The organism is Parabacteroides goldsteinii DSM 19448 = WAL 12034 (genome assembly GCF_000969835.1).
In the GTDB taxonomy this organism is placed as follows: Bacteria; Bacteroidota; Bacteroidia; order Bacteroidales; family Tannerellaceae; genus Parabacteroides; species Parabacteroides goldsteinii.
This window is the reverse complement of the sequence record NZ_KQ033912.1, coordinates 3,339,770-3,354,815: the sequence shown is the minus strand read 5'-3', so window position 1 is coordinate 3,354,815 and position 15,046 is coordinate 3,339,770. Positions and strand designations below refer to the sequence as shown.

The 15,046-nt window shown below is 38.4% G+C and carries 9 protein-coding genes; 1 reads left to right on the top strand and 8 read right to left on the bottom strand.

The features are described from left to right. Positions 1–597: 597 nt before the first annotated feature. Both HMPREF1535_RS12255 and HMPREF1535_RS12250 read right to left on the bottom strand, forming a co-directional pair. Positions 598–1,743 carry a 6-bladed beta-propeller gene (locus tag HMPREF1535_RS12255; protein ID WP_046146272.1) on the bottom strand — a complete coding sequence of 382 codons (1,146 nt, stop codon included), beginning with the start codon at positions 1,741–1,743 and terminating at the stop codon, positions 598–600. 150 nt (positions 1,744–1,893) lie between these two features. Further along, positions 1,894–3,585 carry a hypothetical protein gene (locus tag HMPREF1535_RS12250; RefSeq protein WP_046146271.1) on the bottom strand — a complete coding sequence of 564 codons (1,692 nt, stop codon included), beginning with the start codon at positions 3,583–3,585 and terminating at the stop codon, positions 1,894–1,896. 139 nt (positions 3,586–3,724) lie between these two features. Here HMPREF1535_RS12250 and HMPREF1535_RS12245 point away from each other — a divergent pair, with 139 nt between their 5' ends. Then, entirely contained in the window at positions 3,725–5,014 is a 1,290-nt protein-coding gene (locus HMPREF1535_RS12245; protein WP_046146270.1) for a 3-keto-disaccharide hydrolase, read from the top strand. A gap of 60 nt (positions 5,015–5,074) precedes the next feature. Here HMPREF1535_RS12245 and HMPREF1535_RS12240 read toward each other — a convergent pair whose 3' ends face one another. The 6 genes from HMPREF1535_RS12240 to HMPREF1535_RS12215 form a co-directional block, all read right to left on the bottom strand. Next, a complete protein-coding gene (locus HMPREF1535_RS12240) occupies positions 5,075–5,440 on the bottom strand; it encodes a Spy/CpxP family protein refolding chaperone (RefSeq protein WP_010800627.1) in 366 nt (121 codons plus the stop codon). Between the two features lie 108 nt (positions 5,441–5,548). Continuing rightward, positions 5,549–7,144, bottom strand: coding sequence for a beta-N-acetylhexosaminidase (locus tag HMPREF1535_RS12235; RefSeq protein WP_046146269.1), 1,596 nt, complete (start codon positions 7,142–7,144; stop codon positions 5,549–5,551). Between the two features lie 165 nt (positions 7,145–7,309). Next, positions 7,310–8,731 (bottom strand): FAD-dependent oxidoreductase, encoded by a 1,422-nt coding sequence (locus tag HMPREF1535_RS12230; protein ID WP_082150458.1) that lies wholly within the window; start codon positions 8,729–8,731, stop codon positions 7,310–7,312. Positions 8,732–8,747: 16 nt separating this feature from the next. Beyond that, positions 8,748–10,391 carry a RagB/SusD family nutrient uptake outer membrane protein gene (locus HMPREF1535_RS12225; RefSeq protein ID WP_046146268.1) on the bottom strand — a complete coding sequence of 548 codons (1,644 nt, stop codon included), beginning with the start codon at positions 10,389–10,391 and terminating at the stop codon, positions 8,748–8,750. A gap of 12 nt (positions 10,392–10,403) precedes the next feature. After that, the gene (locus HMPREF1535_RS12220) at positions 10,404–13,745 is read right to left on the bottom strand and encodes a TonB-dependent receptor (protein ID WP_082150459.1); all 3,342 of its coding nucleotides are present in this window, start codon (positions 13,743–13,745) and stop codon (positions 10,404–10,406) included. Between the two features lie 176 nt (positions 13,746–13,921). Beyond that, on the bottom strand, positions 13,922–14,980 hold the full coding sequence (locus tag HMPREF1535_RS12215; RefSeq protein WP_046146267.1) for a FecR family protein: 1,059 nt from the start codon (positions 14,978–14,980) through the stop codon (positions 13,922–13,924). Positions 14,981–15,046 lie beyond the last annotated feature (66 nt).

Below are 15,046 nucleotides of genomic sequence, written 5' to 3'. Positions count from 1 at the left end.
TTTTAATACTTGTACTACTTGTTGATATGTAAATCTTTCAAAGAACTTTCGCTTTCTTTTCGATTGCGGCTGCAAAGGTAAGGACTTTTTTTTAACTACCAAATTTTTTAGAAGAAAATTTGAAAGGTTTTTTTTGAGTCGCTGTGGCGGTTGGAATTTTGCTTAGAACCTCTAACCTCATCCCCTTTCCTCAGGTTACCTCTTTCATCATGTTGGTGCGCCGTTCTCTCTCGAATGCGGGTGCAAAAGTAGTAGATTACTATATACGATCCAAACTTTTTACCAACTATTTTTCATTTATTTTTTCACGGCAGGCACTGTAATATAATGTACGCACAAAGAAGACTGAAAAAATATTCCTCACTTACCGGTACTACCCGCATCTTTCGATTCGACTATACGGTTACTTTAGGTTTTTGTCAACTTATTTCAGGACACGACTTCCCTTTCTTTTATTCGTTCAATATATATCGAATGAATAATACACTATTATCAAATGAATAAAGCATATATGTCTTCTTTGCGTTTGATATATATCAAACGAATCACTTATACTGTAGCCGGGCTGAGTTCGATACTATTTTTTAAGATTTTGAATCAGAAGTTTTTTATCTTAGCCAGCATAACCACAGGATTATCCTCTTCCCCTAAATGAGCTGCTATTTCTTTTAACTGACCTTTCAATTTACCTTTCCCTTCAATAAGTGACAAAGCATCCAAAGATACGGCGAAAGCAACCTCTTCGTTTAAAGCACATACCGACAAATCCTCCTCACGATTATCAAAGTCAGCATTATGAACTATAGAATGATAAATCTTTTTTTCCTGCCTGTCATATATTAAATCAACAGTTGGCATTTTGTCATTCTTTTCGAAATCGCATTCCTTTTTCACCGTCTGCATAAAATAATAACGATCCGTCAAGACTCCCGGAAAAAGAAAAACTTCCGGCGTCATTGTCTGTACAGAAGGAGTCCTGACCATAAACGGACGAAGATCTCCGTTCGGCCGATGGGCATAGATAGTATCGGCTGAAGGTTCACTCAAAATCCAATCGCCCTGATAAGAAGATATAAAACTATTACCGGGAACACTTGCGTAAATCCCATCCGCTGCACGCTTTACGATTACCGGAGAGATTCTCTTCCCGTATGGAAGCTCAATATCCGTCCAGCTTCCATCTTGTGTAGACAAAAGAAAGAACGTAGACGAAGAAGACTCGTTCTCAGGCGAATAAACATTCTGAGAAAGAAAATGATTTTCATCATAATCGTACAAGTTCGTGACAAGTGCACCCTGTTTATAAGGGATTGTCCTTTTATAATTGCCATCCAAATCATATACCTGGATTTTACTTGAAGGACCGTCATTCACAAACATCTCATCCTCTTCTTTATTCAAATGAACATTAAAAGGCAATATATACTCTTCCGGACCTTGACCTCTACGATTAATCTTCTTCAATCCTTTGCCAGTCGACCGGTCAAATATCAAAATTTCTCCCTGACGAACATTCGTCAATACCAAGATATCTTTACCGACATCCGTGATCTTGCCTTTGACAACAAATTCATCCGTCGTCTCCAACGGAATATATTCCACATCCATAAAATCCTGCAAAACCAGTTCTTTCTTTGGATAATTTGCCGTAACATCTACTGTGACAAGACTGTCTGATTTATCAACTCCGCATCCCATTAATATGAATAGAATAGCACCCAACATAAGATTTCTACTTTTCATGTTTTCAGTTATATTAGTTATTAAACATAGACTATTTTATTTGGATTCGTAAAAGTAGAAACCGCCCCAAAGACCACCAAGGATTTGATGTCACAAAAATGTCACATTTTTAAGTATCTAATAAACAACATCATAGAGGGAATAAAAGTGTCAAAAGGTTTTGATGAACTTATCGAAATCCTGTGCGGATCCCTTCTCTTGAGTCAATTTTTCATACAAACGCTTACGTTTATTGGATATCGCCTGACTATTCACTGACAATAAAACAGCAATACGCCCTACCGGAATCTCCAATTTTACCAAATAACACACATTCAAATCCAACTCAGATATACGGGGATACAACATTCTTATCTTACCTGTAAAATCTTTATACAATATATGATCTATCATTTTAATGACCTCCGCCCATTGTACTTCATCCAGTTTTTTCCATTCTGCGTACACTCCCCGATATAATTCAGAGGTGAAGAACGGATGCGATGAATTTATCTTCTCCTGAACAGACGTTGTAAACCGGGAAGATTGTTCGGATAATTGGGCCACAACCGCTTCATACTGTTGTTCCAACTGCGCCATAACTGCATTTCGCTCTTCTAAATATTGCTGACTGTTCAAGTATTGCTGTTCCTTACGACGCAAAGACTGGTTAAGCTGCTCCTCCTTCTTTTTCCTTTCTTTCCACAGATAAAAAATGATACAGACGACGAACAGCAGACAGCCAACGCCCCCCAAAGAGAGTTTATACAACTTGCCTGTCTTACGATCCGATTCTTGCCGATAATATTCCTTTTTCTTTTCAATCTCACGATAGTCATACAGTCGTTGCAACCTGGCAAGGGTCTCCATTTTGGTCAGGTTATCAATCGAATCACGAAATACGTTATATTGCTCCTGATAAAAAGCATAAGTCGGCCAATTATGCCGGGACTTTTCGAATTGCGCCAAATATAGATAGAGATCTTTTAAGGTATACGGATCTGTACTTTGACGACAGAAAGACAGATAATGATATGCCGAATCTTTCTTTCCCATTCTTAAATAAAGACTCCCCAACGCCAGGCTGACTAAACAGGAATCCTCAACAGTCTCTGCCCGATCATAAGCCATATGAGCGCAAGACACCCCTTTTTCATAATCTCCCATCCGTGCATACGCACCAGTCAATTCATTAAACATACAAAATTTATGTACATCCGAAGTATACTTCAATGCTTTTGTATAATTAACGACCGCACTATCCAAACGATGCTCATTCAGATGAATCCGAGCCATATCCCTGAACACCAGCGATAAACGAACCGTATCCCGGTTTTTCTCAAAATAGCTGACAGCTTTTTGCTGGAAATGCGAAGCCTGGCTACACAATTCCTGATAGGTATACAACGTACCCAAATTAGCACATATACGTCCTAAGAACACGTATCTTTCCAATTCAATTCCTAATTTATAAGCTCTCAAATAGTAGTCCTGCGCCTGAATTGCATCGTTTAAATCTTGAAGAACAATTCCATAATAATAATATGCCTGCATCTTACGCTCGGGCAAATCATTCTTCTCATAATAACTCACTGCAATCTGTATCAAAGAATCTGAAGTATGTTTTATCTGCTTTCTATCTAGCACCGACGTATACAACAGACACCAAAGAGCTTGTTGTTGCTCTGATAATTCTTCCATCTGTTGAATACTATCCAACAATATCAACGCCTTGTCCGGTTCTTTCTCAATAGATTTTTCTGCCACTCTCAACAAGGCAGTCACTTCACCCTTTTTGCTACCAAAAAACACAAAGCCGAGCAGAACCAATAGAAGGGAAAAATGTAGTATCCACTTATCCATAGGTATGATTTAAGGCATGCAAGATAAAACTTTATTTTCAGAAAGACAGTTACCCTCTTCGTGTATTTTTGCAGAATCTTTTAAATAACTTTTTTATCTTTGCAATTTATCATTATCATTAATTTAAACTTAATCTAAAATGGAATCAGTAGTGAAAAGAGTAACAGCCACAAGCTTATTGGCCTCTTGTGCAGTATCATTGGCCTTGTTTACCTCTTGTGCAGGTGTTGAGCAAAACACGCTTACTCCCGAAGAAGTCGCTGACGGATGGCAACTTCTTTTCGACGGAAAAACACTCAACGGGTGGAAAGACTATAACGGAACCACCCTGACACAACCCTGGCACGTAGTAGACGGATGTATCCAGGCAAAAGGTGACGGCAGCGATGCCAGCGGTTATATCGTAACCGACAAACAGTATGAAAACTTCGAATTGTCATGGGACTGGAAACTATCTAAAGGCGGTAACAGCGGTATGCTTTATCATGTTGTTGAACGTCCGCAATTTGCCGTACCCTATGTAACAGGTCCGGAATATCAGTTGATCGACGAGCCTAACTTCCCGGAACCTCTGGAAGAATGGCAGAAACTAGGTGTCGATTATGCCATGCATTTGCCTGACAAATCCAAAATGAAGGTTAATCCGCAAGGCGAATGGAACAACTCCAAGATTGTATTCGACAATGGCCATGTAGAACATTGGCTGAATGGTCAAAAAATCCTAGAATTCGAAGCTTGGACAGACGATTGGCATGAAAAGAAAAACAGCGGAAAATGGGCAAACGCTCCTGAATACGGTTTAGCTAAAAAAGGTGTCCTCTGTTTACAGGATCATGGTTATCCAGCTTCTTTCCGTAACATAAAGATCAAAGAACTTCCCCGTAAGTCCAAAGAAGTCAACCTCTTCAACGGTGTTGACCTGAAAGGCTGGGAAGCATATGGTACAGAATTATGGTATGTAAAAGACGGTTTACTGATTTGCGAAAGCGGTCCGGACAAAAAATATGGTTATCTGGCAACACGTGATTACTATGATGATTTCGACCTGACAGTAGAATTCAAACAAGAAGCCGACGGTAACTCTGGCGTATTTATCCGTTCTTTCATTGAAGAAGACGTAAAAGTAAACGGATGGCAGGTTGAAGTTGCTCCTAAAGGACACGATACCGGCGGTATCTACGAATCATACGGACGCGGATGGTTGATCCAGATCCCGGATGAAAAAGAAACAATCCTGAAAGAAGGCGACTGGAACACCATGCGTATCAAAGTGCAGGGTGATAATGTACAGACCTGGTTGAATGGCGAAGAAATGGTTAACATCAATGATGAAAAAATCGGTGCCGGCCAGGGCCGCATCGCTTTACAGATCCACGACGGTGGTGGCATCAAAGTATTATGGCGTAATCTGAAACTGAAAACGTTATAATCAACTAATAACACATAAAAATCCCCGGCGGAATGCTCTGCCGGGGATTTTTTATTTCTATCATCTACGTCCATGTCCTTTTTTACGAGGAGCTTTTTTTTGTTTTTCCTGATACTGCTTATATTGTTCGTCCGTCAGAATCTTCTTAATTTGAGCCTCTTTTTCAGTACGCATGGCTGTCATTTTTTCCCGCATCTTTTCGCGGTCATCTTTTACAGCCTCACGTTCCTTATTCATTTGTTCCCGGAAATCAGCCTCAACCTTACGAAACTCCGCAGCTTGCTTATCGTCGAGTTTCAATTCCTCGATCATTTTTTCACTACGTTGAGAGGGATCTCCCTTCTTTCCCTGACGATTACCACTTTGTGCAAAAACTGTTGCCGAACTAATCAGGATAACCAAAAACAATCCTATTACCTTCTTCATAAACTAATACTTATTACTAAATTAATATTTTCCTGTTTGTGAAGCGCTTCGATATAATAGACTTTGTTACATGGAAATAGTTTAATCGTTCTGCAAAAAAAATATTTTTTATTCAGTCGGTCCTATCACTATTCCTTCAGCAGCCCATTTATTCTTAAAGTAATCAAGAGATTTCAGGAAACGATTGTAATCTTTTTTATCCGAACCGCTCCATCCTGTTTCTGCATAAGCAGCAATACGCGGATAAGTCAACCGGTTCATGCTTTCAACCGTAGGAATAAATTCACCCCACATCTGACAACCAAGTCCTAACACTCTGCTTTGTTCTTCAGGAGACAACCCTTCAGGAACCGGATTGAAAGCATAAGCCTTGGATAAAGGTATCGATTCATAATTGTAATCCACATAAGTATACTCATGGTAAGAATTTACCACATCATATCCTTTATCGATTGTTTTCTTGATAAGAGCCGGATCGCCCTTCCAAAAATGAACGATCGTACCTTTTGCCAACTGCTGTTCTGCTTCTTTTGTATCCTCTTCCGACTGATATTCATGCAGTTTATCTCCGGTAATCTCATTCCATCCCATCATTCGCTTACCTTTTGCCGCCAGCATATTGGAGATTTCATTTGTGAAATAGATCTGAAGTTCTGCCGGAGTCTTCAAACCTTTCTTTGCCATATAACTACGTATTGCCGGAGATGCTTTCCACTGATCGTATTTCACTTCATCCCCTCCGATATGGAATACCGGGCTTGGGAATAACGCTATTACTTCATTGGTTACATCATCCAGAAATTGCAACACTTTAGGATCGGAAACATTCAGCACTTCATAATGTACTCCGAATTTTCCGGGAACTTTGATCTGCTTTCCGCTTGTGCCCAACCAGGGATAAGAAGCGATAGCCGCACTGGCATGTCCCGGCATACTTACTTCCGGAACAATAGTAATATGGCGTTTAGAAGCATAATCAACAATTTCTTTTATATCTTCCTGTGTATAAAATCCTCCATGCCGTTTCCCGTCATACACGTCACTACCAAAATGGTTGATTTCTGAAGAATCGCGGAAAGCACCGATTTCAGTCAGTTTCGGATATTTTTTAATTTCAATCCTCCAACCCTGGTCATTGGTAAGATGCCAATGGAACATGTTCATTTTCAGTTGTGACATTTCATCCAAAAGTTTCAGGACAACATCTTTTCCTTTAAAGTAACGTCCTTCATCCAGCATAAAGGCACGCCAGGAAAAAGCCGGATAGTCAGAAACAGAAGCTCTCTGTATCATATATTTTCCATCTTTCTCCTTGATGATCTGCCGCAACGTCTGCACACCATTCAAAATACCGGCAGGAGTTCCGGCTTTTATCTCCACTTTTCCGGAAGATACTTCCAGTTGATATCCTTCCGGCTTATCCGGTAAAACTGCCGGATCAAGTACCAGGTTAATATCACCTTTACCTGTATCCTTTACAGTAGCACTAAGTGAAAAATCAGAAGAAAGAGCCTTTTGCAACAACCCTGCCTCATTATTCAAATCCCCGGAATAAGAAATAACCGGATGATTCCCCATTTTGAAAAAACCAGGTGTATAGGAAATTTCCTGAGGCTGCGGGATGATTGCATACTCTTCGACTGGTGGAGCCTGGCAGGCACAAAGGAAGACAAAACACAAAAAAGTCAGAATGTTTGTTTTCATGTACTTTAGATTTATTAGATATAAGATATTGTAAAAAAACACTCTACAAAGTAATAAGATAAAAACAGAATACACAAACTTAAACTAAAAAAACAACAAAAATGAAATTAACCGGACTCAGGAATAGTATCCCAAGTCCGGTTTCCAATAAAAATAAATTCTAACCTAGATAATTATAGATCCCCCTTTTCTCAACTCGTTCCTAACTTCGTTACTTGAAACATCCCTAATTCTTTTTTGCTGTTGTAGTGCCAGATATGAAGTAACACCGGCAGCCTCACCAACCTGATTCATATTCACCATAACCCTTATGCCGGAATAAGCAATAATCGCAGCATCCAGCATTCTTCCGGCAACCATCAGATTATCATGTTTTTCTGGTATGATCGAACGAAGCGGTATTTGATAGAAAGTTGGATCTACATCCATTTCTTTTCTCCACCGCCCTTTCTGATCGGCAAAACCCGGCCTTACATAGACCTCAGAACCATCAAGATATCTAAAAGTCAAACCTGGTTTATCCTGATGATGAATATCTAAACGATAGCTTCCATTCGCTATCGCATCATCAAAATGTTTTCCATACATCGCGTCTTCATCACTAATCTGATAAAGACATTTTATATGCCTTGTTTCCCGTATTCCAATGTATGACGGTAAAGCAACCAGACCAGGGAGATTTTCCTTCTTCCCATATTTCCTCAACATATCCATAATTGCACGAATTTGTCTTCTGCCTTCTATTTCCGCTCTCGTTAAATCATCTGCAACAGCGCAATCCGCTTTATATACCCGTGTTCCCGCAAGCATATAAACATTCGTCTCAGGCAGCGTTGCTCCCCAAACAAATCCATCCGGAATATTAAATTCTGCTCCATGCTTTTTTAATAGTTCGTCGAATTCTCCAGAATTCCAACCTTCAAAATGTGCACAAGTCGTGGGAGGTTGCAGTAATTCAAAAGCATAAGATTTTAGACCTAAACGATAACAAAGGTCTCCATCCCCCGTAGCATCTATAAAATATTTTGCTTTAATAACTCCTCTTCCCGATTTATTATCAATCACAATACCAACAAGCTTACCAGACTCATCCAGACAAGGCTCAGAAAACAATGTATGCAGATAAGGATGAATGCCAGACTCCAATACCAATTCATCCAACTCTATTTTTAGTTCTTGAGAATTAAATGTATAAGCGGAACTTGGATGATATGGATTCGTCATAACTGCATTACGCAAAGACAAACGTTCTATCATCTCGCTTGTCAGCCCTGCTATAATCTGTTGTTTTGCTTCCGTGTCATATAAAGAATGCCAAATATTAACTAAAGAACTTGTAGCCACACCTCCAAATGCGTTTTGCTTTTCTACGACTGCAACTTTTGCACCTAATCGAGCAGCCCGCACTCCTGCAAACACACCGGTACAACTCCCTCCCAATATACAAATATCCACTTCCTCAACAACAGGCAACTCCATCGGAGTGGCTTTCCATTGAGTACTTCCGTTACAAGCTGTAAAAGAAGAGAGTGCACTGACCCCAACTCCACCCAACAACCTATTTAAAAAATTCCTTCTTGTTTGCATACGACAGATCTATTTTTTAATACCCATAATTTTGAGTCAAATTTTTATTGACATCTCTTTCTGTTTGAGGAATAGGCCATAAATAATCTACATCCTCTCTGAAGAACGTTTCATCAATCAAATAATATCCATTTTCATCAACCGGAACAGTTGTATATGTAGGAGCATCTTTCGCTGAACAAACTTTCATACCATGAAAACGGGTCCGCAAATAAATATGAGCCGTGCGCCATCGGAACAAATCAAATAATCGTAATCCTTCCCAAGCCAATTCAACACGCCGTTCACGTCTTAAGATAGTGGTCAACTTATCCGGATTTGTTTCTGTAACAGAAGGCATCTTTATTTCTTCACGCCCTCTGACACGATTGATGGTTTCATCTAATAAATGCTGAGTTATAGGACTTCCAGACTCTATATTAGCTTCCAGATAACTCAACAAAACCTCTGCATAACGAATCATGGGGAAATCACAACCATAAGAATTCAAATTACCTTCATAACTTTCATCACAAAACTTACGCACAGCATAACCACTCCAAGGACGTCGCAACAATTGATCCATATAAATAGATGGATTAGAATCCGGATGAGCGATATAAAGTATTCCTTTAAAAACAGACACATTATCAACAAATACAGTTTTCAATAACCTCGGATCCCGATTTTCATATGGCTTCTCCGGATCAAATAACGGAGATTCGTGAATTGGTAATCCATCTATACAACAAAACTCTTCTACCAATTCATTATAAGGGCTGAAATGATGCCATCCTCCCCATGTAAAACCTTGACAAACTAGCTGAATCGAATTAGTATAAAGATCTTGAGTACGCTTGCTCACCAATAAAAACTCCTTACTGTTTTCGCCCTTTTCAATAAATAAGTCACTAAATCGCGGATCTATTTCATAAACACCTAAGTTCATAATTTGCTTATAGGTATCTTTCGCTTCTTCCCATCTTTTTTCCGCTAAAAACACCCTACCCAAGATCCCCAAAGCACCACCTTTAGTTATCCGTCCATAATCTTCATTTGGACGCGTAACTGGCAAATCACGAATAGCCTCTTGCAATTCTGTCACAATAAAATTAACAACCGTCTCTTTCGAATCACGAAAAACACTATTTGCTTCATCAACAGTTAATACTTTTGTCACCAAGGGTACATCTCCCCACAAAAATGACAACCAAAAATAATTATATGCCCTAATAGATTTCACTTCTGCTTTCATGACTTTCATTTCCTCGATATCCATTTCCACACGATCTATATTTTCGAGAAAATTATTACATTTTATAATCTTCTGATAAGAAGTAGCCCATAACTCTGCCGTCCTTGCAAATGAAGCCGTCAAATCACCACTATTAATATCAGCCACATTATAATCTTTGTCAAATCCATTATCTGTAGAAGCTTCAAAAAATCTCAAATAAGTATCTTGATTCCACAAATCATAAATCGTTTTTACAGTTGTCGATCCAGTCAATTTATCTGTTTGATAAACTCCTGTCAACGCCAATTTTGCATCACTCTCCGTTTTCCAAAATGTTTCAGTAGACAAACAATCCAATGGATTCTTATCCAATAAACTATCACATCCCATCAGTCCGAATGCAAGGATAATCGAAATAAAACCATATATTCTCATAACTTTCATATTACTTGTTTATTAAAATGTAACATTAATACCAAACATAAAATCTCGAACTGCCGGGTATTGGCTTCTCCTTTCCGGATCCCATCCCTCTAAATAATTATGAAATGTTACAACATTCTTTACACTGGCATATAACCGCAAATTCGACATACCCAAAAAATGTATCTGTGAAGAAGGAAATGTATATCCAATCTGTATATCATTGATACGCAAAAAAGAGGCATTCATAAGCCGGTAAGTAGATGTATATAATTGTTGTTCATTTCCTCCTAAAATCAACATTCTAGGATAAGTTGCATCATGGTTTGTTTCTGTCCAGTGTCCCTTTGCCATCCATTCCTGAGGATTCGACCCCCAATAAAAAGCATTAGCCTGAAACCCATCTATAAGTCTATGCATACCGGCCACTCCACTCATATTCAACAAGAAATCTACCTGTTTATATCCAACATTCATATTTAATCCAAAATTCCAATTAGGAAATTTATCACCAATTATCTTACGATCATAATCAGCATTTACCACTCCATCCGGAACTCCGTCGGGACCACTAATATCCACTAACTTCAAATCACCAGGTTTAGCAGTTCTTGGTTGTTTTGCATAATTATCTATTTCTTCCTGACTGTTAAAGAAGCCATCCGTCACATAACCATAAATTGATTCCAAAGAATAACCGACAAAAAGACCTCCATCAATATCTCTTTCCACATTTGCTAACTTTTTTACTCTGTTCTTTACATACGACAAATTACCTGCTATGCTATAAGAAAAATCACCTATTATATTACGATGTTGAATAGAAAGATCTATTCCTTTATTAACCACAGTCCCTGCATTTTGAACAGAAGGGGTCATTCCCAATATCTTCGAAGCGGTTACATTATATAATATGTCGGAAGTTTCTTTATTATAATAATCTGCAGTCAATGTCATTTTATTATCAAATAAAGACAAATCAAATCCCACATTCGCAACTTTAGTCGACTCCCAAGTTATATTTGTACTCGGTACTACTGTTGCAGCAGCTCCAGGCCATAAGACCTCCGACACACCGAAAGGAACATTCATTCCTAGCGTAAGCACTTGTTGATAAGGATAATTTCCAATATTTTGATTGCCTAATGTACCCCAAGATACTCTCAATTTTAAATTATTAATCATCGGCACATCAAAAAAATCCTCTTGTGATACAATCCATCCACCTGAAATAGAAGGGAAAAATCCCCACCTGTTACTTTTAGGGAATCTGGAAGAAGCATCATATCTGGCACTCATTTCAAGAAGATATCGATCTTTGAAAGAATAATTAATTCTTCCGAAAAAAGAAGCCAAAGCCCATTCTGATGCAGAACCACTATTCTGCTGGTTAGATGCGGAACCTGCATTTATTTCATATAAAGCATTGTTGGGAAAATTATCACGATAAGCTTCCACCCATTCATCCTTATTACTCTCCTGTGAATAACCTAAAAGAAAATGAAACAAATGATCCTTCAATAATAAATCATAATTCAAATAAGCCTGTAATGTCAATAACGAGTTTCTCGTATTACGCACTCTCAAATCGGAAGGAGAAGCAGTATTATATTGATCTATCACCAATGTTGGTCTAAATTTTTTAAAATCATTACTGGTATAATCATATCCTGCAATCCCTGTCAACTTCAAATCCTTCAAAATATTCCATTCAAAATTGGCACTTGCAACAGCATTTACATCACTGTATTTGATAAAAGACTCGCTATCCATCCATCCTTCAACAGTAAATCCTGTTTGGTTTCCATAATATCCGTCCGAACGTTTTCCTGCAACCGTATTCGGAATCTTCAAAGAATAATCAATAAGCCCCTCCACACCATCACTAGGAGCACTGTCTACTGCGGTAGGTTCATGACGGTCTCCTCGTTGTCCTGCAAATTTTACATTAATCTTAAAATTATCTCTTATTCTACTATTTGCATTAAACATCACATTGTACCGTTTGTAATTAGTTTCATCAACAATACCATTTTGATTAAGATAGCCCAAAGAAAACATATATGAATTCTTTTCCGTACCACCTGTTATTCCTACGTATTGATTCGTCTGGAACCCGTTACCGGATGAAATAAGATCATCATAATGTCGTTTATTCGGATAGTTATCCGGATCTTCTCCCGATTTAAACTTCGCAATCTCTTCGGCTGTATACTGTGGACTTCCTCCACTATTAATCAACGCCTCATTATATAGCTCCGCATACGTCCAGGAATCTACAATCTTCGCTTTATCTGCCACTCGCGAAAAGCCAAAACTTCCCTGATATGTAATATGCGCTTTCCCCTCTTTACCATTTTTAGTCTTGATTAATATCACCCCATTAGCAGCTCTGGTTCCGTATATAGAAGCTGATGCAGCATCCTTTAAAACAGAAATACTCTCAATATCATTCGCATTCACATTATCCAACGAAGAAGACAATCCGTCAACCAATACTAATGGAGAGTTTCCCGCACTACTGAAAGTTCCCAATCCACGAATCGTTACAGAAGAGTGATCACCTCCCGGTTGCCCGGAACCTTGTGTAACATTGATGCCACTAACCATTCCCGATAACAATTGAGAGGTTTGTGTCACTTTCAATTTCTCTATATCTTTCGTGCTTAATGCCGATACAGATCCCGTCAAATTGACTTTTTTCTGCGTACCGAATCCCACAACTACAACTTCATCCAAACTAGTCGAATCTTCCTGTAAATCAACATCGATCACTTCTTTATTACTTACTGTAATTTCTTGTGACATATAGCCTATATAAGAAACAGACAATATATCAGACGATGAAACCTCCAGAGAGAACCTGCCATCTATATCTGTAACCGTTCCATTCGTAGACCCTTTTACTAAAACATTCACCCCGATAACAGGTTCACCTGTACTTTTATCTTTAACTACCCCTGTTATCCTTCGCCTATCCTGTAAAGTTCCGGAAGCTTCATTTGCCGAAAGAATAATATCCTTATCTACGACCTTATAAGCAACATTTGAATTTTTAAATATTTGATCCAGGATTGTAAAAACAGATTTATCTTTTACGTTTACCGAAACTGTTCTATGGATATCGATCATCTTGCTGTTATAAAAGAAATGAAAATCAGTTCGCGTTTCAATCTCTTCCAATACATCAAAAACCGTCCGATTAGTCATGTTCATCGAAAGTATAGCCTTTTGTGCATACGAGTTCGAAGCCCAAGCTAATCCGATTGACAAAAAAAGTAATAGACTGGTTAACTTCATGATTCTTGTGATTTTAGATTGTAATATAAAGGCACTAATATTCCCTTTATATTGGAAATAATAAATCTTTACCATACTTTTGCAGTGATTTAAGATTAAAAAAAATGTTTGATTAGTCTCCCAAGGCCTTTCGAATTTTCATACGGGAATATGTTACCAGCATATTTCCGTATGTTTTCAATAAGGCTTACAATAATCCTGTATTACTTCATAGGCATATATTTTAAGTCGTTAAACATTCAGATTTAACACTATCTCATTTTCTTCAGAGTGACAGTCTCATTTTGAATACCCGAACTATCATCCGATGTCATTCGTTTAATTGTATAATCTATTTGCGAAGAAATTTTCAAGTAGTCCAAGATTTGCGACAATTGTTTATTTTCAAATGTTCCGGTAAAACGATACGTATTGATCACAGCATCCTTTACATCAAACCTTACATTATAAAAATAAGACAACTTCTTCAAAACCTGTGGTATCGGCATGTCTTTAAACATTAAACGCCCCTCTTTCCAGGCCGTATCGTAGTCCGTATTTACGGTAGCTATAGAAACAGAACCGGAAGAAATATCATAGACAGCCCTTTCCGAAGGCTTTAGTTTAATAGTAGACACTATATCACCATTTTTTACAGCTTCTATATGTACAGCCCCACTAACCAATGTCGTTTGTACTATCGTTTCATCTTCATAAGACTGCAAGTTAAATTCCGTCCCCAACACTTTAACACGCATCCGGTCATTAGCCACACTCACTATAAACGGCTGTTCCGGATTATGTGCCACCTTAAAATAAGCCTCACCTGTAAGCGTTACCCGCCTTTCCTCTTTATCATAATGCAACGGATATGAAAGTACACTTCCTGAATTCAAATAAGCAACGGTCCCATCCGGCAGGTTAAAATGCGTACGCATACCCGCATTCGTCTGAACTGTTACTATCTGTGCCTCATCCCCTATTTCTTTTTTCATCCAATAAGACATGGCAGTGGATAAGATCAAGACACCCAAAAAGCAGGCTGCTGCCAGATAAGTGCGATTTATCCAGTTTTTTCTCTGCAAACGTTTAATACGCCTTTCCACTTTACAAAAAGCCTCCAGTGAATTACGGGATGCTATTCTTTTTTTCGTGCGAAGGGCATGGTCTATAGTAGCCAACTGCAATAAAATGTTCTCCCCGGCTTCATCATTCCTTAACCAACCGTCAACCCAGATTTTTTCCTCTTCCGAAGCGGTTTCCGATATATATCTCAAAAGGACAGCTTCATCCGGTTCATCACTGATAATATGTCTATTTTCTTTTTCCATTCTATATATACGACAAAACTACAGGTACAGTACCCTAAACTCATATTCTACTTTTTTCAAAAAAAG

Bases quoted from the DNA above. Each gene is read 5' to 3' on its own strand.
- HMPREF1535_RS12220 (WP_082150459.1), bottom strand. From the start codon at position 13,745: ATGGTAAAGATTTATTATTTCCAATATAAAGGGAATATTAGTGCCTTT.
- HMPREF1535_RS12215 (WP_046146267.1), bottom strand. From the start codon at position 14,980: ATGGAAAAAGAAAATAGACATATTATCAGTGATGAACCGGATGAAGCT.
- HMPREF1535_RS12250 (WP_046146271.1), bottom strand. From the start codon at position 3,585: ATGGATAAGTGGATACTACATTTTTCCCTTCTATTGGTTCTGCTCGGC.
- HMPREF1535_RS12235 (WP_046146269.1), bottom strand. From the start codon at position 7,144: ATGAAAACAAACATTCTGACTTTTTTGTGTTTTGTCTTCCTTTGTGCC.
- HMPREF1535_RS12255 (WP_046146272.1), bottom strand. From the start codon at position 1,743: ATGAAAAGTAGAAATCTTATGTTGGGTGCTATTCTATTCATATTAATG.
- HMPREF1535_RS12225 (WP_046146268.1), bottom strand. From the start codon at position 10,391: ATGAAAGTTATGAGAATATATGGTTTTATTTCGATTATCCTTGCATTC.
- HMPREF1535_RS12230 (WP_082150458.1), bottom strand. From the start codon at position 8,731: ATGCAAACAAGAAGGAATTTTTTAAATAGGTTGTTGGGTGGAGTTGGG.
- HMPREF1535_RS12245 (WP_046146270.1), top strand. From the start codon at position 3,725: ATGGAATCAGTAGTGAAAAGAGTAACAGCCACAAGCTTATTGGCCTCT.
- HMPREF1535_RS12240 (WP_010800627.1), bottom strand. From the start codon at position 5,440: ATGAAGAAGGTAATAGGATTGTTTTTGGTTATCCTGATTAGTTCGGCA.